Source organism: Burkholderia sp. AU31652, from assembly GCF_002223155.1.
Lineage (GTDB): Bacteria > Pseudomonadota > Gammaproteobacteria > Burkholderiales > Burkholderiaceae > Burkholderia.
The window spans coordinates 658,354-680,452 of the sequence record NZ_NKFG01000004.1; the positions used below are offsets into that span (position 1 = coordinate 658,354).

A 22,099-nucleotide genomic window follows, 5' to 3' on the forward strand; every position below is an offset into this window, starting at 1 on the left:
ATCGACGGGGTCATTCCGCAGGACTCCTATTGATAGTGAACTGGATTCGAATGCGAGAGCATTGGCGCTGCCGCTCAGCACACGCGGAAAGCGGTGTCGATCCGGAGGTGAAATCTGACGTTGAATCGACGCAGGCTGCCGTTGAATCGGCGAACGTACGTGGACGTGAATGCCACGTCAGCCGGCTGGCCAATGGCCCTGGCAGGCCGCAGCCCGGCCGGCACTACCGCATCGCAACGGGTAGCTCGTTGTTGGTCGACGCACCCCAGTCGTTGATGCTGCCGAACCGTACTTTCGCGTCCGGCGCCGGCGGAGCCTTGAGATCCGCAACGGGAAATTCCTGCGTGCCGCCGGGCAGGATATAGCCCGCACCGGCGTCGTATTGATGTGCGCCCGATCGGAGCTGGACGCTGCCGATATTGACGACGTAAGGCGTCGGGTTGCTCGCCTTCAACGTATAGCGGCCCGCCTGGCCGCGCTCGATCTGCCAGCGAATCTGCGCCGGCGCGTCGTGTGCCTTGCCCGGCAGACCTTGCGGGCGAAACATGATCTTGACGCGCGTCCGGAACGCGACCTGAAGCTGGTTGTGAGCGTCGCTCGACGCAACCTTCGGCGGAATTTCCAGCACGTTGAGCCAGAAAAGCGATTCCTTGTCGGCGGGAAGCGGCTCGCTCGTATACATCAACCGCAGGGTTTGCCCCTTGTTCGGCTCCAGGCGGAACATCGCGGGCGTGAGCACGAACGGCGCGTCGATGGTGTCAGGCGATGCGTTCGCGTCGCCCTTGTCGATCCAGGCCTGGACCAATGCCGGCGCCGAACCTTCGTTCGACAGCTTGATCGTCACCTCGCGCTCGCCGCCCGGAAAGATGACGCGGGTCGCCGAAATCACGACGCTCGCGCTGGCTTGCGAAGCGATCAGGACGGTGGCCAGTGCGATGGCCTGGAGCGATTTGATGATGGCATTCATGATGACTCGGGCGGATTTCTAATCGTTGTGGCCGACTGGCGGATCGGAGTGGCGGCGTGCGAAGCCCGCCGCCAGGCCCGCCGGCGGGCGGGCCTTCGGGTAAGCGCAAGACTTACTCGTAGGCGACCGTGTACTGAACCTTCGAATTCGCCGAACCGCCTACTGCCGCGCCCGTCGCCAGGTACTCGGCAAAGAAGTTCAGCTGGGCGGAACCGTCCGAGCCGATCGAGACGACCTGCGAGTTCTGGTCCGGTGCGTTCGCGCCGACCTTGATCACGTTTTGCTGGTCGTTGAGGATCTGCAGCACGACGTTCGTCGCCGCAGGCGCCTCGGCCGTGCCCTTGTCGAGCGACAGCTTGCCGTCGGCCGTCACGTTCGTGGCGTTCTCGAACGTAACCTGGACCTTGGTGGGGTTGCCCTTCGACTCGGCGGTATCCACCGCGCAACCCGTCAGCTTGAAACCGAAGGCGGTGCGGCCAGCTACCGAGCCGGCCGCGTTCAGCGCGCCGGTACTGACCGTCGGCAGGGCAACTGCCTTGTTCGACGTGGTGCCTGCCGCGGCACCGTCGATCTTGCAGGTTGCCGCGGTTACGTTGCCGGTGAACGTGATCGTGCCGTCTGCCGCGTGGGCGGCCGACATCAGACCAAGGCCCGCTACGGCCAGAAGCATCGAAATGACTTTGGTGCTAGTTGCGAGTTTCATTATGTTGATCTCAAAAAACGGTTATTGACGATATGAAACGCGCATTCATCATTTCATGAACTTGTATTTAAATTGACGGGGCGCGATTCAGGCATCATTATTTATTTTCCGCCGATGGCCCGCCATCTGACAAAGTATGGAAGTGGATCCAAAAATAATCGGACAAGTACTAAAGTTGTCTCATTCAGATGGCGAATTCGTTTGTTCAGACAAATAAAACGACCATTCCACTAGGATTTATCGCAAGATCTGAGCTACGGCGATCCGACCTCGCCGAACGTTCGGCATGCCTGGATCCGGCGTGACGGAAACACGTGACGGGAAATCAATCGATACCGTCTAACAAATGACAACGACATTCCCATATATCGCCTCGCCTGCCCGGAAAATTTTTTAGATAATTTTGTTTTTATATTTCCTCGGTTGGCGCACGACATTCCACTTCAGTCCTTCTTTCGCGCCGGTGAAGCATCGACGCCTCTTGCGTTGCGCGTCGCACCACCGATAAGGCCGCACGGGGCAGGCCCGCTTCGTACCCGACCTCGGCACAACCCGTCGGCCGTCATCGCCGCTTTACGTTATGCTGTCGACCGACCCAATCCACGCCATTGGAGAGCACATGAATCGGGCGATCCGAGCCATCGCATTCGCGGCCATCGCGCTGGCGCCGCCGGGCGCGGCATTCGCGCTGACCGACGGCTATGCGCAATACGACGACTGCATGCTCAATGCGCTGCGCGAAAGCCGCAACGGCGCGGCGGCGCAGCTGATCCAGCGCTCGTGCGACGCGCTGTATCGCAACAACGCGATGCTGCTGCCGCGCGAGCGGCGTTTTCACGAGTGCGTCGTGCAGTCACTGCCGGGCGTGCGAGACAACTATGCGATCCAGCAGATCATGTCGATCTGCTCGCGGCGCGGCGAGATGTGAGCCGGCGCTAAACGCCGGTCGCCGTCGCACCGTTGCGTGGCGGCCGCACCAATGAAAAAGGGCCTGCGCGATGCAGGCCCTTTCGTTTCAGCGGTCCGACCGGTGTGCGTCGCTCAGAACGACGCGACCATCGAGCCCTTGAACTGCTTCTTGATGAATTCCTTCACTTCCGGCGACTGGTACGCCTTGACCAGCTTCTTCACCCACGGCTGATCCTTGTCCTTCGCGCGCACGGCGATCAGGTTCGCGTACGGGCTCGTCAGCGATTCGAGCGCGATTGCGTCCTTGGTCGGCTGCAGGTTCGCGGCGAGCGCGTAGTTCGTGTTGACCACGGCTGCGTCGACGTCCGACAGCACGCGCGGCAGTTGCGCGGCGTCGAGTTCGGAGATCTTCAGCTTCTTCGGGTTGTCGGCGATGTCGAGCACCGTCGCGTTGTTGCCGCCCGTGCCGGCGCCCGTCTTCAGCTTGATCAGGCCCTGCGTCTGCAGCAGCAGCAGCGCGCGGTTCTCGTTCGACGGATCGTTCGGCACCGCGACCTTCGCGCCTTGCGGCAGGTCCTTCAGCGCCTTGAACTTCTTCGAGTACACGCCCATCGGCGAGATGTAGGTCAGGCCCGCGCTGACGAGCTTGTAGCCGCGCTGCTTCACCTGGCTGTCGAGGTAGGGCTGGTGCTGGAAGCTGTTCGCGTCGAGGTCGCCCGAGTCGAGCGCCGCGTTCGGCTGCACGTAGTCGTTGAACTCGATGACCTTCACGTTCAGGCCTTCCTTCTCCTTCGCGACCTTCTGCACGAGCTGCCACACTTCCGAATCCGGGCCGGCGACCGTGCCGACCTTGATCACCTTGTCTTCGGCGTGCGCGCCTGCCGACAGCGTCAGCGCTGCACCGGTGGCCAGCACGGAAAATACCTTCAGGAGACTGCGACGCTTCATCTGTTTCTCGCTTTCTTGCTTACTGGATGACTGAAAATGGGGCGCGATACGGGTATGCCCCGACTCGCAGGAAGGGGCAAATGGTGTCACAGGATCGGCGGGAAGTGAAATACATCCCGCTCATATGGGTATGCACCGCAGCGGTGCTGGCAGGGGTGGCGCGACTCGGCCGTTAGTTGCATTTGTGCGAGTTGCGCATCGGCCCGAGCGCGTTACGCCACCGCCGCCCGGTCGGCCGCCTTCGTTTCGAATGCAGGCTCGCCCATCTGCCCGCCGACCCGGAACGCGCCGACCGTATCGCGCAGTCTCGCGGCCTGTTCCTGTAGCGACGCGGCGGCCGCAGCGGCCTCCTCGACGAGCGCCGCGTTCTGCTGCGTCACCTGGTCCATCTGCGTGACCGCGCGCCCGACCTGCGTGATGCCGCTCGCCTGCTCCTCGGATGCCGCCGCGATCTCGCCCATGATGTCGGTCACGCGCGCGACGGCCTGCAGGATCTCGCCCATCGTCGTGCCGGCCTGGCCGACCAGCGTCGACCCGTTGCGCACGCGCTCGACCGAGTCGACGATCAGCTCGCGGATCTCCTTCGACGCCGTCGCGCTGCGCTGCGCGAGCGAACGCACTTCGCCCGCGACCACCGCGAAGCCGCGGCCCTGCTCGCCGGCGCGCGCGGCTTCGACCGCCGCGTTCAGCGCGAGGATGTTGGTCTGGAACGCGATGCCTTCGATCACGCCGATGATGTCGGCGATCTTGCGCGAGCTGTCGTCGATCTGGCCCATCGTGCCGATCACGCGGTTCACGACGTCGCTCCCCGTGCGCGCGATCTCCGACGCGCTGTTCGCGAGCCCGCTCGCCTGCCGCGCGTTGTCGGCGTTCTGCTTCACGGTTGCGGTCAGCTGCTCCATGCTCGCGGCGGTTTCTTCCAGCGAGGCGGCCTGCTCCTCGGTGCGCTGCGACAGGTCGTCGTTGCCGGCCGAGATCTGGCGGCTCGCCGACGCGATCGATCCGGCCGACTGGCGAATCCCGCCGATCGTCGCCTGCAGCCGTGCCTGCATGTCGTGCATCGCGGCCATCATGCTCGTGCGGTCGCCCGCGCGAACCGGCACCGGCTGCGTCAGGTCGCCCTGCGCGATGCGCGTCGCGAGCGCGGCCGCTTCGTCGGGCTCGCCGCCGAGGCTGCTGCGCACGTTGCGGATGATCACGAGCATCGCCGCGCTGATCACGAAGCCGATCACGAACACGACCACGAGGTGGCCGAGCAGCGTCCGGTAGTAGATGGTGTCGATGTCCTTCAGGAACACGCCGCTCGAGATGTTCCAGTCCCACGGCGCGAAGCGCGTGACGTAGCTGATCTTCGGCACGGCGGTCTCGCTGTGCGGCAGGCGCCCGCGATACTCGGCGAAGCCGCTGCCGGTTTCCTTCGCGGCGTTCAGGATCGTGACGAACAGCGGTTTGCCGTCCGGGTCGAGATAGTCGCCGACCTGCGTGTTGACGAGCTTCGGCAGCGTCGGATGCATCAGCACGACCGGCTTCGAGTCCATCACGAACACGTAGCCCGAATCGCCGTAGCGCATCGCGGCGAGGCTCGCGAGCGCGTCGCGCTTCGCATCGGCCTCGGGCAGCGTGCCGCTCTGCGCGAGTGCGTGATACGCCTTCACGATGCCGGCCGCCGAATCGACGAGATTCGCGATGCCTGCCTTGCGTTCGGCGAGCATCGTCGCGCGCGTCTCGTACGCGCTCCATGCGCCGACGCCCAGGAGACCGATCCATACCAGCGCAAGCGCGAGCCACAGCTTGCGGTTCAAACTCATTCTGCTCATCTGCGTGCCTCTGTCGATGTCGATGCGCACGCTGCGCGCGAACGGCCTGCCGCGCGCAAACGCTTGCCCATTCATTTACGGCACCGAGGCTTACAACTTGAATACGGCCGGCGCCGCGAACCGGCGATCGACAGGCCGCCCGCGCCCCGCGCCGCACCGCGACCGCCGGCGCGACAGTCCGCATCCGCTGTGCTAAAAAGACCGGCTAGCCGGCACACGAAGAGCCGGCGCCATTCCGAGGGCCACCCATGTACGTCATCGACATTCACTACACCGCATCGCTCGAGCGCATCGACGACGCGCTCGAACGCCATCGCGCATTCCTGCAGCCGCAATTCGACAAGGGCATCTTCATCGCAGCGGGGCCGAAGGTGCCGCGCGAAGGCGGCGTGATCCTCGCGGCCCGCATCGATCGCGACGAGCTGGACGCGATCCTGAAGACCGATCCGTTCGTCATCGAGGGGCTCGCCACGTATCGCGTGACGGAATTCCGGATCACGCGTGCCGCATCCGGCTTCAACGTGCCCGCGCTGCCGTAACGCGACGCCTGCGCGACATCTGCACGATACGCGCGCAGGCCGACACGCCGCCCGACGGGCGGCGCATGCAAACAACGAAGACAGAGGGAAAACGTGACGGCGCGAGGCGGCCGTCACGTGATCGCCGGGCCGGGCGCCCGGCGGCTACCGGTCAGTCGACCAGCAGCTTCAGGTCGTGGACCCACGGGCCGGGGCCCTGGCCGTCGCGCACGAACAGGCGCAGCTTGCCGTCGCGGTCGAACACGTAGCTCGCGGCCGTGTGATCCATCGTGTAGCTGCCGGGCGTCTTGCCGGGCACCTTCGCGTAGTACACGCGGAAATCCTTCGTGACCTTCTTCAGCGCGGCTTCGTCGGCCGGCCGCAGGCCGATGAACGACGGATCGAACGCGGGCACGTACTGGCCGAGCAGCGCCGGCGTGTCACGCTCCGGGTCGACGGTGACGAACAGCACCTGCACGCGCTTCGCGGCATCGGGCCCGAGCTGCTTCAGCGCTTCGGACAACTCGGCCATCGTCGTCGGGCACACGTCCGGACAGTGCGTATAGCCGAAGAACATCACGACGGCCTTACCCTTGAAGTCGGCGAGCGTGCGTACCTTGCCGGCCGTATCGGGCAGCGAGAAGTCGCTGCCGAACTGCGTGTTGCCGGTGATGTCGAGATTCTGGAATTTCGGCGCGTTGTCGCATCCGGCGAGCAGCAGCGCTGCCGTGAATGCGCACGCGAGCATCCAGCCTTGGCGCGCGCGGCGCCCGAACCGTGATTGGAGCATTGCGTTCAAACCGTGCGGTTACACGCCGAGCAGCGGACGTGCATAGTGATCGACGAGCAGCGCGGCGAACAGTAGCGACAGGTAGACGATCGAGTAGCGGAAGGCCTTGCGGGCGAGTTCGTCCGAGTAGTCGCGATGGATCTTCCACGCATACGCGAGGAACACCGCGCCGAGCAGCACCGCGCTCGTCAGGTAGACGGCCCCGCTCATCCCGGAGATGAACGGCATCAGCGTGACCGCGAACAGGATCACCGTGTACAGCAGGATGTGCAGCCGCGTGAACTTCTCGCCGTGCGTGACGGGCAGCATCGGCAGCCCTGCGTTCTCGTAATCCTTGCGGCGATACAGCGCGAGCACCCAGAAATGCGGCGGCGTCCACACGAAGATGATCAGCACGAGGATCCACGCGTCGCCCGGCACCGCGCCGGTGACCGCGGCCCAGCCGAGCGCCGGCGGCATCGCGCCCGATGCGCCGCCGATCACGATGTTCTGCGGCGTCATCGGCTTGAGCAGCAGCGTGTAGATCACCGCGTAGCCGACGAAGGTGGCGATCGTCAGCCACATCGTCAGCGGGTTCGTGAACGTATAGAGCGTCCATGCGCCGACGCTGCCGAGCACGGCCGAGAACAGCAGGATCTGCGGGGTCGTGATCTCGCCGCGCGCGGACGGGCGCCACGCGGTGCGGCGCATCATCGCGTCGATCTTCTGTTCGACGAGGCAGTTGATCGCGAACGCGGCGCCGGCCAGCAGCCAGATGCCGACCGTACCGCCGATCAGCACGTGCCACGGCACCATGCCCGGCGTCGCGAGGAACATGCCGATCACCGCGCAGAACACCGCGAGCTGCGTGACACGCGGCTTCGTCAATGCCATGTACTGCGAAAACCGGCTACCGGGCGATTGGGAGAGGGTGCTTTGCATGGGGGCGGTCACGCCGGGGCGGCGTCGCGCACAGGCTGCGCGACACGGCCGGGGCGGCTTGAAAGGATGCGAAAGTTTAACATGACGACGAGCAGCAGCAGGATCGCGGCCCCGCCGTTATGCGCGACGGCGACCGGCAGCGGCCACTGCAGCACGATGTTGGTCAGGCCCGTCACGAACTGCAGCAGGACCACCAGCAGCACGCCGTTCGCGGGCCGCCGCAGCGACTCGAAGCGGCGCATCTTCAGCGCGAACGCGACCAGGTAGGCGACCACCACGAACGCAAACGTGCGGTGCGTCCAGTGGATCGCGACCAGCGCGTCCTGCGTGATCGCCTCGCCGTCCTTCGTCATCCCGAGCGCGCGCCACAGGTGGAAGCCGTGCTGGAAGTCCATCGGCGGGATCCACTGGCCGTTGCAGGTCGGGAAGTCGGTGCACGCGAGCACCGCGTAGTTGGTGCTCACCCAGCCGCCGAGCGCGATCTGCATGACCAGCAGCACGAGCGCCGCGAGCGCGGCCGCGCGATAGCGGCCGGCTTCGGGGTCATGCGACGGCAGCGGCGTCTGCCGCGCCGCGAGCCAGCCGAGCGTGCCGAGCAGCGTGAGGCCGAGCAGCAGATGGATCGTGACGATCACCGGCTGCAGCTTCATCGTGACCGTCCACGCGCCGAACGCGCCCTGCACGAGGATCAGCAGCAGCAGGCTCGTCGGCCACCACGGCGACACGTGCAGCGGGCGGCGGCGCAGCCGCGCGGACCACGCGATCACGACCTGCGCGATGATCAGCACGCCGATCGCCATCGCGAAATAGCGGTGGATCATCTCGATCCACGCCTTCGACATGCTGACGGGGCCCGTCGGCATCGCCTGGTGCGCGGCCGTGATCGCGGCATGCGCGATGAACGGCGACGACGTGCCGTAGCAGCCGGGCCAGTCCGGGCAGCCGAGCCCCGAATCGGTCAGCCGCGTGAAGCCGCCGAACATCACCAGGTCGAGCGTCAGGAAGGTGGTGATCCACACCAGCTTGCGAAACTTGTTGTCGTCGGCCTTCACCCACACGTACGACAGCGGCAGCAGCGCGATGCAGAAGCCGATTAGGCCGAGTTGCAGTAGATACGCCATCGGTTCAATGCCTCTCGTGTTGCGTTAGCCGATGCTCGACCACTTCAGCAGCTTCGTCACGTCCGCCTTGATCTTGCCGGGGTTCGGATCCTTCGGGAAACGCATCATCAGGTTGCCGTTCGGATCGACCATGTAGAGGTGGTCGCTGTCCTTCGTGCCGGCGTCGGCCGGCAGCCACGCGGCCACCGCGGCCGGATCGGCGACGAGCCGGCGCGTGTCGGGGTACGCGTCCAGCACCTTCTGCGGCATCGCGCCCGCATCGCTGCGCAGCCACACCATCGTGAGCCGGTGCCGCTCGCCCGCCTGCGTGACGCGGATCTGGCGCATGAAATAGAGCTTCTTCGCGCAGGCCTCGTCGCACGCGCTGCGGTCGGTCATCACGAACAGCCACACGCCGCGCAGCGACGACAGCGGCACGGTCTTGCCGGTTTCGTCGGTCACCTGCAGATCCGCGGGGATCGGGCGCTGCGGCTCGATCAGCGTGCCGTAGTTGGTCGAGCCGCCCTTCGGCTTGATCACGTAATAGGTGAAGTACGACGCGATCATCGGCGCGGCGCACACGAGACCCAGCAGCACGAGCATCCAGCGGCCGCGCTTGCGGGCCGCCGGCGACATCGGCGCAGCGGCCGAACCCTGACGGGGAGATTGCATGGACAAATCAGACCTCTCGAAACGAACCCGCGGCGCGAGCGCCGCGTCCTGGCATGGCGCTCACGCGCCGGCCGACTTCTTCGCCGCACGCCGCGCAGCGTACAGGCCGAAGCCGAGCGCGGCCGCCGCCATCGCCCACCACTGAAACATGTAACCGTAATTGCGCTCGACGCCGGTCGTCGCCGCCGGCCAGTCACGCACGAGCTTGTCGCCGTCGTCGCTCGTCTGCTGGATCACGAACGGCTGCAGCGGCAGCCCCGTTTCCTTCGCATACGCGGCGACGTCCAGGTTCTGCCGGATCTTCTGGTGCGCCGCCGACCCGCCTTCGCCGAGCTCGAACGCCCGCGACGCGTCGGCGCGCGCGATGCCCACGATCTCGACGTCGCCCGCGGGCGTCGCGAACGGCTCGATCGCCGTGCGATCGGCGATATTGCGCGGCAGCCAGCCGCGATTCACGAGCACGACGCCGCCGCCCGTGAGTTTAAACGGCATCACGACGTAAAAACCCGGCTGGTCGTTATACGGCCGATTGTCGAGGAACACGGCCTGCTCGGGCAGGAAGCGGCCTGTCGCACGCACGCGATGGAACTCGATCGACGCGAGCGGCATCGGCTGCGCGCCGACGTCGACGGGCGGCGCCTGCTCGTAGCGCTCGATGCTCGCCTGCAGCGCTTCCTTCTGGTGCGCGCGGTCGCGCTGCCAAAAGCCGAGACGGATCGTGACCGCGACGACGACGAGAATCAGCAGCGCGGGCAGCCAGCGGATCTTCATCATGCGGCCCGCCCGGCACCTGCTGACAAGCGAAGTGCGATAATTATCCTCTTCCTTTCGAATTGCCGTCGTCCGGTTCGTGTCATGCACATACTCGTTCCCATCGCCTTCGTCCTCATCATTGCCAGCATGGGCTCGGCGCTCTACTTCATGATGCACGACCGCGGCCACACGAAACGCATGGTCTGGTCGCTCGCCACCCGCGTCGGGCTGTCGGTGTCGCTGTTCCTGCTCATCCTGATCGCGAACGCGATGGGCTGGATCCATTCGACCGGCCTGCCGATCGGGCGTTGATCGATTCGCCGCCGCCGCCGCTGTGACATTTCGCCGCACGGCCGCGGCACCAAGCAAAAGCGCCGCCTGACTGAGTCGCGGCGGCGCCCGAGGGGTGAAGGCCGGCAGTCACGCTGCCCGGCCGACCCAATGAAAACGGCCCGCGCATTGCTGCGCGGGCCGTTGTTCCATTTACAGCCAGTAGACGACGACGTACAGGCCGAGCCAGACGACGTCGACGAAGTGCCAGTACCACGCGGCGCCTTCGAATGCGAAGTGGTGATCGGGCTTGAAGTGGCCGCGGATCATCCGCACCAGCACCACCGCGAGCATCGTGCCGCCGAGGAACACGTGGAAGCCGTGGAAGCCGGTCAGCAGGAAGAACGTCGAACCGTACACGCCCGAGTTCAGCGTCAGGTTCAGTTCGTTGTACGCGTGGTAGTACTCGAAGCCCTGCAGGAACAGGAAGCAGATACCGAACGCGAGCGTCGCGGCCAGCCAGGCGATCGCCTTCTTGCGATGATCGTCACGCAGCGCGTGGTGCGAAATCGTCAGCGTCACGCCTGACGACAGCAGGAATGCGGTGTTCAGCGTCGGGATCGGCCACGGGCCCATCGTCTTGAAGTGACCGGCGAGCGCGGCGGGGCCTTCGTTCGGCCACACGGCGGAGAAATCCGGCCAGATCAGCTTGTAGTCGAGGCTGCCGAGCTGGTGCAGCGCGATTTCACGCGCATAGAACAGTGCGCCGAAGAACGCGCCGAAGAACATGACTTCCGAGAAGATGAACCAGCTCATGCTCCAGCGGTACGACTTGTCGACGTTCTTGCCGTAATGACCGCCTTCCGATTCGGCGATCGCGTCGCCAAACCAGTGATACAGCGTGAAGAGCAACCACAGCAGGCCGAGCAGCGCCGTAAACGGCGCCCAGTCGTGACCGTTGATCCACAGCGCCGCCGATCCGAGCATGACCAGCAGGCCGATGGCCGCACTGATCGGATGGTGCGACGGATGCGGCACGAAATAGTACGGGGTCTGGTTTTGACCGCTCATGCTTGATTCTCCACTTCTGTCCAATTTGTGTACCGGAAACCGCTCCGGCTTTATTTCTTGCGCGGCGTGACCACCACCGCTCCTTCCTGCACGCGCCGCCGTGGCGCCGCGCACTGCATTCTTCTTTCGTGGCCGCGGGCTTCAGCCCACGACGGCACGCACGACCAGGATCAGCACGCCGATGAACAAACCGGCTGCCAACAACGCGACGATCAGCACGTGCAGCGGATTCAGCTGCGTCGCGTCGGCCTCCAGGTCACGCCGCTTGCGCACCCCGAAAAACGACCACAACACTGCTTTCAGCGCCTGGCCGAACGACCCGCCCCGCTTGCCCTCCGTCATCGCCCCGCCTCCGTCGTCATGCGTCCGGCTTCGCCGCGCCCTGCGCCGCGGTCTTGCCCGGCGCCGGCGTGGCCGGCGTATTCAGCTCGAAGAACGTGTACGACAGCGTGATCGTCTTCACGTCCTTCGGCAGTTTCGGATCGATCACGAACACCACCGGCATCTTGCGCGACTCGTTCGCGGCCAGCGTCTGCTGCGTAAAGCAAAAGCACTCGATCTTCTTGAAGAACTCCGTCGCCTGCTTCGGCGCGTAGCTCGGAATCGCCTGCGCAACGACCGGCCGGCCCTGCCCGTTCGTCACGTCGTACACGATCGTCATCAGCTCGCCCGGATGCACGTCGAGACTGTTGTGCTCCGGCTTGAAACCGAGCGGGCCGCGCGCGTTCGCATCGAACTCGACCGACACCGTGCGGCCATAGTCGACCTGCGAGTTCTTCACCTCGCGCTCGCTGACATCGCGCTGCACCAGGTTGTTGATGCCGGTGATCTGGCAGATCGCCCGATACATCGGGATCAGCGCGAAGCCGAAACCGAACATCAGCCCGGCCACGACGAAGAGCTTCACCAGCATCGAACGATTGAACGCGCGATCGACGGCGCCCTCTTCCGGCTTCGACATACGACAACTTCCTCGCTACTGCGTCTGTTGCTGCATCAGTGAGTGGACAGCCACCACTGCTTGATCACGACACCCACAAAAAAAACGGCGGCGATGACGAGCAGGGTGAGGCCGAGCCGCTTGTTGCCCGCGCGGATCTGCTCGGGCGTTCGTCTTTGTTGTGGATTCCGGTTCATCTGAAACTTCGGTTCGGCGCCCGCCGCGCCTGCCTGCGCGGCAGGCAGCGGCGGAACGCACGGTGAAACTTACTCGACGTGCGGCGGTTGCTCGAACGTGTGGAAGGGAGCCGGGCTCGGCACCGTCCACTCGAGGCCTTCCGCGCCATCCCACGGCTTGTCCGACGCCTTTTCCAGCTCGCCGCCGCCACGGTAGGCCGGCAGCGCGACCGCGAACAGGAAGTACACCTGCGCGAGGCCGAAGCCGAATGCGCCGATCGTCGCCACCTGGTTGAAGTCCGTGAACTGCGCCGGGTAGTCCGCGTAGCGACGCGGCATGCCTGCGAGACCGACGAAGTGCATCGGGAAGAACGTCAGGTTGAAGAAGATCATCGACGCCCAGAAGTGGATCTTGCCGCGCGTCTCGTTGTACATCCAGCCCGTCCACTTCGGCGCCCAGTAGTACCAGCCCGAGAACAGCGCGAACAATGAGCCGGCCACCAGCACGTAGTGGAAGTGCGCCACCACGAAGTAGGTCCCGTGATACTGGATGTCGAGCGGCGCCATCGCGAGCATCAGGCCCGTGAGGCCGCCGAACGTGAACACGAACAGGAAGCCGATCGCGAACAGCATCGGGGTTTCGAACGTCATCGAGCCGCGCCACATCGTCGCGAGCCAGTTGAACACCTTCACGCCCGTCGGCACCGCGATCAGCATCGTCGCGTACATGAAGAACAGCTGGCCGGTCACCGGCATGCCCGTGGCGAACATGTGGTGCGCCCAGACCATGAACGACAGGATCGCGATCGAAGCCGTCGCGTACACCATCGAGCTATAGCCGAACAGCGTCTTGCGTGCGAACGCCGGGATCACCTGCGACACGATCCCGAACGCCGGCAGAATCATGATGTACACCTCGGGGTGGCCGAAGAACCAGAAGATGTGCTGGTACATCACCGGGTCGCCGCCGCCTGCCGCGTTGAAGAACGACGTGCCGAAGTGGCGGTCGAACAGCACCATCGTGATCGCGCCTGCCAGAACCGGCATCACGGCGATCAGCAGGTAAGCCGTGATCAGCCACGTCCACGCGAACATCGGCATCTTCATCAGCGTCATGCCCGGTGCGCGCATGTTCAGGATCGTCACGACGATGTTGATCCCGCCCATGATCGACGATGCGCCCATGATGTGGACCGCGAAGATCGCGAAGTCCATGCCCGGGCCCATCTGCGTCGACAGCGGCGCGTACAGCGTCCAGCCGGCGGCCGTCGCGCCGCCCGGCGCGAAGAACGAACCGACCAGCAGCACGGCCGCGACCGGCAGCAGCCAGAAGCTGAAGTTGTTCATCCGCGCGAACGCCATGTCGGACGCGCCGATCTGCAGCGGAATCATCCAGTTCGCGAAGCCGACGAACGCCGGCATGATCGCGCCGAACACCATGATCAGGCCGTGCATCGTCGTGAGTTCGTTGAAGAACTCCGGACGCATGATCTGCAGGCCCGGTTCGAACAGCTCGGCCCGGATGGCGAGCGCCATCACGCCGCCCGACAGGAACATGATGAACGAGAACAACAGGTACAGCGTACCGATGTCCTTGTGGTTGGTGGCGAACAGCCAGCGACGCCAGCCGTGCGGCATTTCGTGCGCGTGGTCGTCGTGCGCGTGGTCCGCGGCTACGTCGTGCCCGATGCTAGACATGAGAATCTCCTAATGCGAATACGTCGACTAACTCAGCGACACGTCAAGCCGCCGGGCCGATCTCGACACGCCGGGCTTCCTTCGCGTCAGCCCCGCCCGTGATCGTTTCCGGCTTTTTGAGAATAATGTGGTCTTCCGCCACGCCTGCTGCCTTCAGCGCGTCGCGCACGGCTTGTGCGCGATGCTTCGCCAGTTCGGCGTTCGCGTCGGCCGAGCCCGTCTTGTCGGTAAAGCCCGACAGCGCGAGCTTCGCGTCCGGATGTGCCTTCGCATAGTCGGCCGCAGCGGCGATCGCCGCCTTCGCGTCGGCCGGCAGCACGCTCTTGCCCGTCTCGAAGTAGATCGTCGACAGCGCGGCCGAGGCCGCTGCCGCCGGCTGCTCCGCGCCCGACGCAGCCTGCGCCGGTGCCGAAGCGGCTTCCGCCGGTGCCGCTGCCGCTGCGCCCGCCGCGTCTTCCGGCAGCTTGCCGTTACGCGCGTCGGCCACTTGCTTCGGCTGCAGCAGGTCGTTCTTGTGGTTGCCCCACGAATTGCGTTCGTACGTGACGACCGAGGCGATGTCGAGATCCGACAGCGACGCCCACGACGGCATCGCGCCCTTGCCGTGCAGCACGCGCTCGACGTGGGCGGCGATCGGGCCGTTCACGATCGGGCTGCCGTCCATGGCCGGGAACGCGCCGAGGCCCTTGCCGTTCACCTGGTGGCAGGCCGCGCAGTTCGCCTTGTAGACTTCCTCGCCGTGCGCGACGAGTTCAGCCATCGTGTAGACCTTGTTGGGATCGACTGCGGCGCTGGCCAGCTTGGCCTTCTGCGCGGTGACCCACTTCGCGTAGTCGTCATCCGACAGGACTTCGACCACGACCGGCATGTACGCGTGTTCCTTGCCGCACAGCTCGGTACAGAAACCGCGGAACGTACCGACCTTGTCGGCCTTGAACCACGTGTCGCGCACGAAGCCGGGGATCGCATCCTGCTTCACGCCGAACGCGGGCACGTACCACGAGTGGACGACGTCGTTCGCGGTCGTGATGATGCGGATCTTCTTGTTGACCGGCACGACGAGCGGGTTGTCGACTTCCTGCAGATAGGTGTCGGTGATCGGCTTCTTGCCCATCACTTCGTCACGCGGGGTGCTGAGCGTCGACAGGAAGCCGATGCCCTCGCCCGGGCCCTTCACGTAGTCGTAGCCCCACTTCCACTGGTAGCCGGTGACCTTGATCGTGAGATCGGCGTTGGTCGTGTCCTTCATCGCGACGACGGCCTTCGTCGCCGGCAGCGCCATCAGCACGACGATGACGAACGGCACGATCGTCCAGATGATCTCGACGGTCGTGCTTTCATGGAAATTGGCGGCCTTGTGGCCCTTGGATTTGCGGTGCGCGAAGATCGAATAGAACATCACGCCGAACACGCCGACGAAGATCACCGTACACAGGATGAGCATCATCGTGTGGAGATCGTAGAGTTCCTCGGCGATCTTCGTGACAGGCGGCTGAAAGTTGATCTCGTTGACACGGGGGCCGCCCGGGCTATCACCGACCGCCAGGGCGGCACCGGCAAAGAGCAATCCGCTGCATGCCAGCACGCCCGCGAGGGCTCGCTTGATTGTTTTCATAGCATCCTTACCCAAAATTTCCATTCAAACCCTCCCCCGTCGCAAGCGACCGGCCCTATCCGCCGGTGCCCGCGCCTCGTCAGCCGCAGCGCCTGAGCGATACGCGCAGTTCGTCGGCGAACTGCGCCCGCTTGTACTGCGCGAGATGCTGACCGATTACGACGGTCTGCCCGCGCGATACCAGCCGAATCGGATCGCGTGGCGTCGCACCCGGCTCGACCCGCACCCAGCGCGGGTTGAATTCGATCTGCGTGAGCCGCTCCGCATCCATTCGCTCGATCACGAGCCGGTGCGGATACAGCCTGATGCGTTCGTAATCGACCGCATGGCGAGCATAGATCGCAAATGCGACACCCACAGCCAGCAACTCGATTCCGGTGAAGGGCATGACGAGCCAAGCCCCCCGCCACATCAGCAATGTCGCGATCACCAGCGAGAAGCCCGCGAGCGACGCATAAAACAGCACGAACTGGCGCGGCGACGCCGAACAGTTGCGTTTCATCAGCCAGTCTTCCAGGACCGGCTCGCCGTTCGTCGTCTCCGCCAACACCCTCGCTGCTTCCATCGCCGCCTCACGCGAATGGCATGCGATGCATGCCTGCATCGGACTCGTCGGCCCGTATTGCGGGGACCCCGGGACGACAAGCTGACGCATTATAGGCGGGTTCAATGGCATCCACAAGCAAGCGACTATCGGCCCGCGAGCCAAGCGCGACAAGCTTTCCGGCCATTTTAGGCGCCAATTCGACCCCGCTTTGCGCCGCTAATTTCAGACATAACAAAACCCCTCTTTACCGCTTTACCGATTCTTCGGACGCCCCTTTCCGATGTCCTCGATGCGCACGATCCCGTGCCCTTCGGCGGTCGTGCGCGGCACGGCCTTCCACGCGTGGCCGTAGATCACTTCGAACGTCAGCGGAATCGTGCCGTCCTCGCGCCGGCGGGCCTCCAGCGCGTCGCCGAGCGCCGCGCGAAAGCGCCGCGTCGCGCGCTGCGGCGCCTCGCGGTCGAACGGATAGGCGCCCCAGCGGCGCACGTCGGCCAGCAGCGAGTCGGGGGATTTGTAGGTGACGGTCAGCACTTCCTGATCCATCACGGGAATCTCGAAGCCGCTCTCGACGAGCATGTCGCCGAGGTCGTGCATGTCGACGAAATCGATCACGCGCGCGGCGGGCGGCGCCATGCCCAGCGCCGCTTCGGCGTCCGCGCAGGCCGCGCGCAGTTCGCGCAGCGTATCGGGGCCGAGCGTGCTGAACATCAGCAGCCCGTTCACGCGCAGCACGCGCTGCCATTCGGGCAGCACCGCGTCCGGGCGCGAATGCCAGTGGAGGGCGAGATTCGACCAGATCAGGTCGAACGCGCCGCCGGGGAACGGCAGCGCGGCGAAATCGGCCTGCGCGACGCGCGGGCCGCGCGGGCCCAGTGCGCGGCCGAGCGAGGCCGGCAGCCAGCGGCGCCAGCTCGTCTGCTCGACCTCGCGCTGCCCTGCTCGCGCGAGCATCGCGCCGGACAGGTCGACGCCGAACACGGGCGCCTCGGGAAAGCGCGCGCGCAGCGCCGGCAGGTCGTCGCCCGGGCCGCAGCCCGCGTCCAGCACGGCTGCGGGGCTCACCTTGATGTATTCGAGGCGCTCGTTCATGCGCTGCGCGATCTCGCGCGGCAGGAACGCGACCGCATCGAACGTGGCGGCACGGCGATCGAAGATCCGCCGCAGGCGCCTTGCGTCATTGGCCGGACGGCCGGTTGAAGTCGAAGCTGGGGACATGTCGGGCACACTGGCGAAGAGCCCGAAGTATACTCGCTCGCCTCGCAGGCTTCATTGAGGCGGGGTGTCAGGAGTGTTGCAATGATCCGCCGTTCCGCCCCGCGCACGATGCGCGTCGCCTTGTCGCAGGTTCGCGCGCTGGCAGCGCGCGTCGCCGCGGTCGCGCTGCCGAATCGCTGCGCACTGTGCGGCAATTTGTCACACGCCGTGATTTGCGGTGCTTGCGACGCCGCGTACTGGAATGAAGCGCGACTGCGCTGCGACGTCTGCGCGCTGCCGCTGGGCATCGGGCCATCGCGTTCGCCCCCGCGACGCGGCGCTCGCGCCGGCCGCGTTACCGCATACCGTTGCGACGCGTGCCGCACGGCGCCGCCGCCGTTCGATGCGACGCTCGCGCTGGCGGATTACCGCGCACCGCTCGACGGGCTCGCGCGCGGCCTGAAGTTTCACCGGCAACTCGCGCTCGGCACCGAATTCGCGACGCGGCTCGCCCGGTTGATCGACGATACACCCGGCGCCGGCGGCTTCGACCTGGTGGCGCCGGTGCCGCTGTCGCACCGGCGGCTCGTCGCGCGCGGCTACAACCAGGCGTGGGCGATCGCGCGCCCGCTCGCGCGGCGGCTCGGCGTGCGCGCGGATGCGGTGCTGCTCGCGCGCGTCGCCGACACCGCGCCGCAGTCGCGGCTCGACCGGCACGCACGACGCGACAACGTGATGGCGGCATTCGCGGTGGCAGGTGGCGTCGCGGGCCGCCACGTCGCGCTCGTCGACGACGTGATGACGTCCGGCGCGACGCTCGCGGCCGCCGCGCATGCACTGAAGGCCGCGGGCGCCGCGCACGTGACGAATCTGGTTGCGCTGCGCACCGCCAGGGATTAATTAGATAGAGAGGCCAGCCGCCCGAGCACGGCGGCGGCCGCCACGAACCGGCCGGCCGGGAACGCGCACATGGCGCCGCCCCGGCCGGCCCAGCCAGACCGAAACATGTTCAACGTCGTCCTCGTCGCCCCCGAAATTCCGCCGAACACCGGCAACGTGATCCGCCTGTGCGCCAACACGGGCGCGCGTCTGCACCTGATCGAGCCGCTCGGCTTCCCGCTCGACGACGCGCGGATGCGCCGCGCGGGCCTCGACTACCACGAGTATGCGCAGATGCGCGTGCACCGCGACTGGGACGCGTTCGTCGCGACGGAAACGCCCGACCCCGCGCGGATGTTCGCGTTCACGACGCGCGGCTCGGGCCGCTTCCACGATCACGCGTTCCTGCCCGGCGACTGGTTCGTGTTCGGCTCGGAAACGCGCGGCCTGCCCGCCGAGCTGCTCGAGCGCTTTCCGAACGAACAGCGCGTGCGCCTGCCGATGCGGCCGGACAACCGCAGCCTGAACCTGTCGAACACGGTCGCGGTGGTCGTGTTCGAGGCGTGGCGCCAGGCCGGCTTCGAAGGCGGCGCCTGACGCCTGCACGGCGCAGCGCGCCACGCGGGACGCGTCACGTCCGTGCGAGCCGCGCGCGATACAGGTCGTAGATGTCGGGAGAAAAGCACGCGAACACCACGCGTGCGAGGTTCGGCGCCTGCGGCAGCATTTCGGCGACGGTGCCCACCGCGATCTCGACGGCTTCCTCGGCCGGATAGCGATAGATGCCGCAACTGATCGCCGGGAACGCGATCGACGTCGCCGCGACCTCCTCGGCCAGCTCGATCGCGCGCCGGTAGCACGACGCGAGCAGGTCGGCCTCGCCGCGCCCGCCGCCGTGCCACACGGGCCCGACCGCATGGATCACGTAGCGCGCCGGCAGCCCGTGGCCGCGCGTGAGCTTGGCGTCGCCCGTCTCGCAGCCGCCGAGCGTGCGGCATTCGGCCAGCAGGCCGGGGCCGGCCGCGCGATGGATCGCGCCGTCGACGCCGCCCCCGCCGAGCAGCGAGCCGTTCGCGGCGTTGACGATCGCGTCGACATCGAGCGTCGTGATGTCGACGACCTGCGCATCGAGCGTGGTGGAATGGATCTGCAGCATGACAACCTCCCGGAACGCCGGAGACTGTTCAAGCGTAGCGCGCTTTGACGCCGCGCGCCCGCAGCGAACACGGCACCCAAAGGCGCCGGGTCGTATTACTCGGCGCGCGCGTCGCGCCGCAGCAGGCCGCTGACGGCGTCGCGCGGCGCGATGCCGTCGAACAGCACGCCGCACACGGCTTCGGTGATCGGCATTTCGATCGACTGTGCGCGTGCGATGGCCAGCACGGCCTGCGCGCAGCGCACGCCTTCGGCCACGTGGCCGAGCGCGCCGAGGATGTCGTTCAGCGTGCGGCCGGCCGCCAGTTGCAGGCCGACCGTGCGGTTGCGCGACAGGTCGCCCGTGGCGGTGAGGATCAGGTCGCCAAGGCCCGTGAGGCCCGTGAAGGTTTCCGCCCGGCCGCCGAGCGCGACACCGAGGCGCGACATTTCGGCGAGGCCGCGCGTAATCAGCGCGGCGCGCGCGTTCAGCCCGAGGCCGAGACCGTCGGCGATGCCGGTCGCGATCGCGAGCACGTTCTTCACCGCGCCGCCAACCTCGACGCCGACCACGTCGTCGCCTGTATAGATCCGCATCGCGCCGTGATGGAACGCGGCGAGCGTGCGCTCGCGGCATTCGGCGGACGTGCTCGCCACCGTCAGCGCGACGGGCAGCGACTGCCCGACTTCGCGCGCGAAGCTCGGCCCCGACAGCACGCCGTTGCTGAGCTGCCCGGGCAGCTCGGCCGCGATCACCTGATGCGGCAGCAGATGCGTGTCGGCCTCGAAGCCCTTGCAGACCCAGACGACATGCGCGGGCACGCAGCCTGCGTCGCGCATCGCATGACACAGCGTGCGCAACCCGGCCACCGGCGCGGCGATCACGCACAGTGCGTCGTCCGCGGCGCCATGCGCGAGCGCGGCGCCGAGATCGGCGTCGTAGCGCAACGCGTCAGGCAGCGCGATGCCGTCCAGATAGCGGGAATTTTCGTGCCGGGCCTGCAGCCCGGCGATGAGCGCGGCGTCGCGCGCCCACAAAAGCGTATCGTGCCGCGCGGCCAGATGGCCCGCGAGCGCGGTGCCCCAGGCACCGGCGCCGAGAACGGCTACTTTCATACCCAGCACCGGTCCGAGTGAAACGTCAGTTCAGCGTCGTGCCGTTCGGTGCGCCTGCTGCGGCACCGGCCTGCTGCTGAAGCTGCGCGAGGCGTTGTTCGTACAGCGCCTGGAAGTTGATTTCCGCCAGGTGGATCGGCGGGAAGCCCGCACGCGTGATCGCGTCGGCGATGTTCGAACGCAGGTACGGGAACAGGATCGTCGGGCAGGCGATGCCGACGAGCGGGTCGAGCTGTTCATCCGGAATGTTGCGGATGTCGAAAATGCCGGCCTGCTTCGCTTCGATCAGGAACGCGATCTTGTCCTTCACCTTCGCGGTGACGGTGCCCGACACGACGACTTCGAACACGCTTTCCGCGAGGCGGTCGGCCTTGACGTCGACTTCGACTTCAACCGACGGCATGTCCTGCTCGAGGAAGATCGCCGGCGAATTCGGCTGCTCGAGCGACATATCCTTCAGGTAGACGCGCTGGATGTTGAAGAACGGTTGGTTTTCGACGTCGGACATGGTGTTTCCCTAAAAGTGGTGACGGGGCGGCCCGGCTTCACGCCGGCCGCCACGGATGAATCCTGCGCGCCCAAGCCGCGGCGCGGCCGGCGGCCATTCTGCCCTAATCAGGCCGCTTGCAGAAGCGGGACGAGCCCACCTTCGCGGTCGAGCTTCGACAGATCGTCGTAACCGCCGACGTGCGTGTCGCCGATATAGATCTGCGGCACCGTGCGGCGCCCCGTGCGCGTCATCATTTCGTCGCGGCGGGCCGGATCGCGGTCGATCAGCACCTTCTCGATCTGCTCGACACCGCGCAGCTTCAGCAGGCGCTCGGCCTGGATGCAATACGGACACACCTGCGTGCTGTACATCAAAACCTTGTTCACTTCGCCACTCCTTGTTTGACGACCGGCATCCCGGCCTGCTGCCAGGCGGCCACGCCGCCCTCGAGCACGTGCACCTCGGCGTAACCCGCCGCCTCGACCTCGCGCGCCGCCTTCTGCGACTGCTGGCCGTTCTGGCAGACGAGCAGCACCGGCGTGCTCTTGTTCTTCGCGACCTGCGCGATTTTCGTGCCGATCTCGCCTGCCGCGACCTGGCGCGCCGACGGCAGGTGGCCGGCAGCGAAATCGGACGCGGCGCGCACGTCGATCACGACCGCGTTGCGACGGTTGATGAGTTGCGTCGCCTCCGCGGCGGACAGGCCGCCGCGGCCGCGGCGCAGCGCGGGCCAGGCCAGCAGGCCGCCGGATACCACCAGGATCGCGATAAGGGCCAGGTTGGTGTAATTGGTAAAGAACGTCACGGAATTCCGCCGGAAAAAGAGAAATCGGATGAGGACAATCCCGCCATTATAAAATAACCGTCT

The 22,099-nt window shown here is 66.2% G+C and carries 28 protein-coding genes; 6 read left to right on the forward strand and 22 right to left on the reverse strand.

Annotated elements, in window-relative coordinates:
- Positions 1-223: 223 nt before the first annotated feature.
- Together CFB40_RS15460 and CFB40_RS15465 are read right to left on the reverse strand one after the other, a co-directional pair.
- Positions 224-967 (reverse strand): fimbrial biogenesis chaperone, encoded by a 744-nt coding sequence (locus CFB40_RS15460; RefSeq protein ID WP_089426380.1) that lies wholly within the window; start codon positions 965-967, stop codon positions 224-226.
- 112 nt (positions 968-1,079) lie between these two features.
- Complete coding sequence (locus CFB40_RS15465; protein ID WP_256976710.1) at positions 1,080-1,637, reverse strand: fimbrial protein; 558 nt, start codon at positions 1,635-1,637, stop codon at positions 1,080-1,082.
- Positions 1,638-2,289: 652 nt separating this feature from the next.
- Here CFB40_RS15465 and CFB40_RS15470 point away from each other — a divergent pair.
- Positions 2,290-2,598: a VF_A0006 family four-cysteine protein gene (locus CFB40_RS15470; RefSeq protein ID WP_089426382.1), complete on the forward strand. Its 309-nt coding sequence runs from the start codon at positions 2,290-2,292 to the stop codon at positions 2,596-2,598.
- A 113-nt stretch (positions 2,599-2,711) separates the two neighbouring features.
- Here the strand turns inward: CFB40_RS15470 and CFB40_RS15475 are convergent, their stop codons facing one another.
- Together CFB40_RS15475 and CFB40_RS15480 are read right to left on the reverse strand one after the other, a co-directional pair.
- On the reverse strand, positions 2,712-3,527 hold the full coding sequence (locus CFB40_RS15475; RefSeq protein ID WP_089426383.1) for a MetQ/NlpA family ABC transporter substrate-binding protein: 816 nt from the start codon (positions 3,525-3,527) through the stop codon (positions 2,712-2,714).
- 212 nt (positions 3,528-3,739) lie between these two features.
- Positions 3,740-5,344: a methyl-accepting chemotaxis protein gene (locus CFB40_RS15480; protein WP_089431890.1), complete on the reverse strand. Its 1,605-nt coding sequence runs from the start codon at positions 5,342-5,344 to the stop codon at positions 3,740-3,742.
- Between CFB40_RS15480 and CFB40_RS38655 the strand changes: the two genes are divergently transcribed.
- Together CFB40_RS38655 and CFB40_RS15485 are read left to right on the forward strand one after the other, a co-directional pair.
- Positions 5,319-5,540, forward strand: coding sequence for a hypothetical protein (locus tag CFB40_RS38655; RefSeq protein ID WP_179255273.1), 222 nt, complete (start codon positions 5,319-5,321; stop codon positions 5,538-5,540). The genes CFB40_RS15480 and CFB40_RS38655 overlap by 26 nt on opposite strands.
- 52 nt (positions 5,541-5,592) lie before the next feature.
- Complete coding sequence (locus CFB40_RS15485) at positions 5,593-5,883, forward strand: YciI family protein (protein ID WP_069248921.1); 291 nt, start codon at positions 5,593-5,595, stop codon at positions 5,881-5,883.
- A 151-nt stretch (positions 5,884-6,034) separates the two neighbouring features.
- Here the strand turns inward: CFB40_RS15485 and CFB40_RS15490 are convergent, their stop codons facing one another.
- The 5 genes from CFB40_RS15490 to CFB40_RS15510 are packed head-to-tail and all read right to left on the reverse strand — an operon-like array spanning position 6,035 to position 10,116.
- Positions 6,035-6,652, reverse strand: a complete 618-nt coding sequence (locus CFB40_RS15490; protein ID WP_043187233.1) for an SCO family protein — start codon at positions 6,650-6,652, stop codon at positions 6,035-6,037.
- 18 nt (positions 6,653-6,670) lie between these two features.
- Positions 6,671-7,573, reverse strand: a complete 903-nt coding sequence (cyoE, locus tag CFB40_RS15495) for a heme o synthase (RefSeq protein ID WP_006477738.1) — start codon at positions 7,571-7,573, stop codon at positions 6,671-6,673.
- Positions 7,574-7,581: 8 nt separating this feature from the next.
- Entirely contained in the window at positions 7,582-8,694 is a 1,113-nt protein-coding gene (locus tag CFB40_RS15500; RefSeq protein ID WP_089431713.1) for a COX15/CtaA family protein, read from the reverse strand.
- 24 nt (positions 8,695-8,718) lie between these two features.
- Positions 8,719-9,345 carry an SCO family protein gene (locus CFB40_RS15505; RefSeq protein ID WP_089431714.1) on the reverse strand — a complete coding sequence of 209 codons (627 nt, stop codon included), beginning with the start codon at positions 9,343-9,345 and terminating at the stop codon, positions 8,719-8,721.
- A gap of 60 nt (positions 9,346-9,405) precedes the next feature.
- Positions 9,406-10,116, reverse strand: coding sequence for an SURF1 family protein (locus tag CFB40_RS15510; RefSeq protein ID WP_256976801.1), 711 nt, complete (start codon positions 10,114-10,116; stop codon positions 9,406-9,408).
- 84 nt (positions 10,117-10,200) lie between these two features.
- Between CFB40_RS15510 and CFB40_RS15515 the strand changes: the two genes are divergently transcribed.
- A complete protein-coding gene (locus CFB40_RS15515) occupies positions 10,201-10,410 on the forward strand; it encodes a twin transmembrane helix small protein (RefSeq protein WP_089426386.1) in 210 nt (69 codons plus the stop codon).
- Between the two features lie 171 nt (positions 10,411-10,581).
- Here the strand turns inward: CFB40_RS15515 and CFB40_RS15520 are convergent, their stop codons facing one another.
- The 8 genes from CFB40_RS15520 to CFB40_RS15555 form a co-directional block, all read right to left on the reverse strand.
- Positions 10,582-11,439: a cytochrome c oxidase subunit 3 gene (locus CFB40_RS15520; protein WP_059233128.1), complete on the reverse strand. Its 858-nt coding sequence runs from the start codon at positions 11,437-11,439 to the stop codon at positions 10,582-10,584.
- A gap of 141 nt (positions 11,440-11,580) precedes the next feature.
- Entirely contained in the window at positions 11,581-11,781 is a 201-nt protein-coding gene (locus CFB40_RS15525; protein ID WP_089426387.1) for a DUF2970 domain-containing protein, read from the reverse strand.
- Positions 11,782-11,797: 16 nt separating this feature from the next.
- On the reverse strand, positions 11,798-12,400 hold the full coding sequence (locus CFB40_RS15530) for a cytochrome c oxidase assembly protein (protein ID WP_089431716.1): 603 nt from the start codon (positions 12,398-12,400) through the stop codon (positions 11,798-11,800).
- A gap of 35 nt (positions 12,401-12,435) precedes the next feature.
- Positions 12,436-12,576, reverse strand: coding sequence for a cytochrome oxidase small assembly protein (locus CFB40_RS38660; RefSeq protein ID WP_017334314.1), 141 nt, complete (start codon positions 12,574-12,576; stop codon positions 12,436-12,438).
- A 69-nt stretch (positions 12,577-12,645) separates the two neighbouring features.
- Positions 12,646-14,253, reverse strand: a complete 1,608-nt coding sequence (gene ctaD, locus CFB40_RS15540; protein ID WP_069248929.1) for a cytochrome c oxidase subunit I — start codon at positions 14,251-14,253, stop codon at positions 12,646-12,648.
- Positions 14,254-14,296: 43 nt separating this feature from the next.
- Positions 14,297-15,892: a cytochrome c oxidase subunit II gene (gene coxB, locus CFB40_RS15545; RefSeq protein WP_089426389.1), complete on the reverse strand. Its 1,596-nt coding sequence runs from the start codon at positions 15,890-15,892 to the stop codon at positions 14,297-14,299.
- A gap of 55 nt (positions 15,893-15,947) precedes the next feature.
- Positions 15,948-16,472, reverse strand: coding sequence for a DUF2244 domain-containing protein (locus CFB40_RS15550; protein ID WP_046544359.1), 525 nt, complete (start codon positions 16,470-16,472; stop codon positions 15,948-15,950).
- Between the two features lie 195 nt (positions 16,473-16,667).
- A complete protein-coding gene (locus CFB40_RS15555) occupies positions 16,668-17,633 on the reverse strand; it encodes a methyltransferase domain-containing protein (protein WP_089426390.1) in 966 nt (321 codons plus the stop codon).
- 81 nt (positions 17,634-17,714) lie between these two features.
- Between CFB40_RS15555 and CFB40_RS15560 the strand changes: the two genes are divergently transcribed.
- Both CFB40_RS15560 and trmL read left to right on the forward strand, forming a co-directional pair.
- Positions 17,715-18,512, forward strand: coding sequence for a ComF family protein (locus tag CFB40_RS15560; protein ID WP_089431717.1), 798 nt, complete (start codon positions 17,715-17,717; stop codon positions 18,510-18,512).
- A 105-nt stretch (positions 18,513-18,617) separates the two neighbouring features.
- The gene (gene trmL, locus CFB40_RS15565; RefSeq protein ID WP_089431718.1) at positions 18,618-19,088 is read left to right on the forward strand and encodes a tRNA (uridine(34)/cytosine(34)/5-carboxymethylaminomethyluridine(34)-2'-O)-methyltransferase TrmL; all 471 of its coding nucleotides are present in this window, start codon (positions 18,618-18,620) and stop codon (positions 19,086-19,088) included.
- 34 nt (positions 19,089-19,122) lie between these two features.
- On the opposite strand, the gene CFB40_RS15570 is transcribed toward trmL, so the two are convergent.
- The 5 genes from CFB40_RS15570 to CFB40_RS15590 all read right to left on the reverse strand — a co-directional run bounded on the left by CFB40_RS15570 (position 19,123) and on the right by CFB40_RS15590 (position 22,036).
- Positions 19,123-19,647 (reverse strand): O-acetyl-ADP-ribose deacetylase, encoded by a 525-nt coding sequence (locus CFB40_RS15570; protein WP_089426392.1) that lies wholly within the window; start codon positions 19,645-19,647, stop codon positions 19,123-19,125.
- Between the two features lie 95 nt (positions 19,648-19,742).
- Entirely contained in the window at positions 19,743-20,741 is a 999-nt protein-coding gene (locus CFB40_RS15575; protein ID WP_089426393.1) for an NAD(P)H-dependent glycerol-3-phosphate dehydrogenase, read from the reverse strand.
- A 25-nt stretch (positions 20,742-20,766) separates the two neighbouring features.
- The gene (gene secB / locus CFB40_RS15580; protein WP_089426394.1) at positions 20,767-21,249 is read right to left on the reverse strand and encodes a protein-export chaperone SecB; all 483 of its coding nucleotides are present in this window, start codon (positions 21,247-21,249) and stop codon (positions 20,767-20,769) included.
- 107 nt (positions 21,250-21,356) lie between these two features.
- The gene (gene grxC / locus CFB40_RS15585; protein WP_039346228.1) at positions 21,357-21,617 is read right to left on the reverse strand and encodes a glutaredoxin 3; all 261 of its coding nucleotides are present in this window, start codon (positions 21,615-21,617) and stop codon (positions 21,357-21,359) included.
- The gene (locus CFB40_RS15590; RefSeq protein ID WP_089426395.1) at positions 21,614-22,036 is read right to left on the reverse strand and encodes a rhodanese-like domain-containing protein; all 423 of its coding nucleotides are present in this window, start codon (positions 22,034-22,036) and stop codon (positions 21,614-21,616) included. The genes grxC and CFB40_RS15590 overlap by 4 nt, the downstream gene beginning before the upstream one ends.
- Positions 22,037-22,099: the final 63 nt, after the last annotated feature.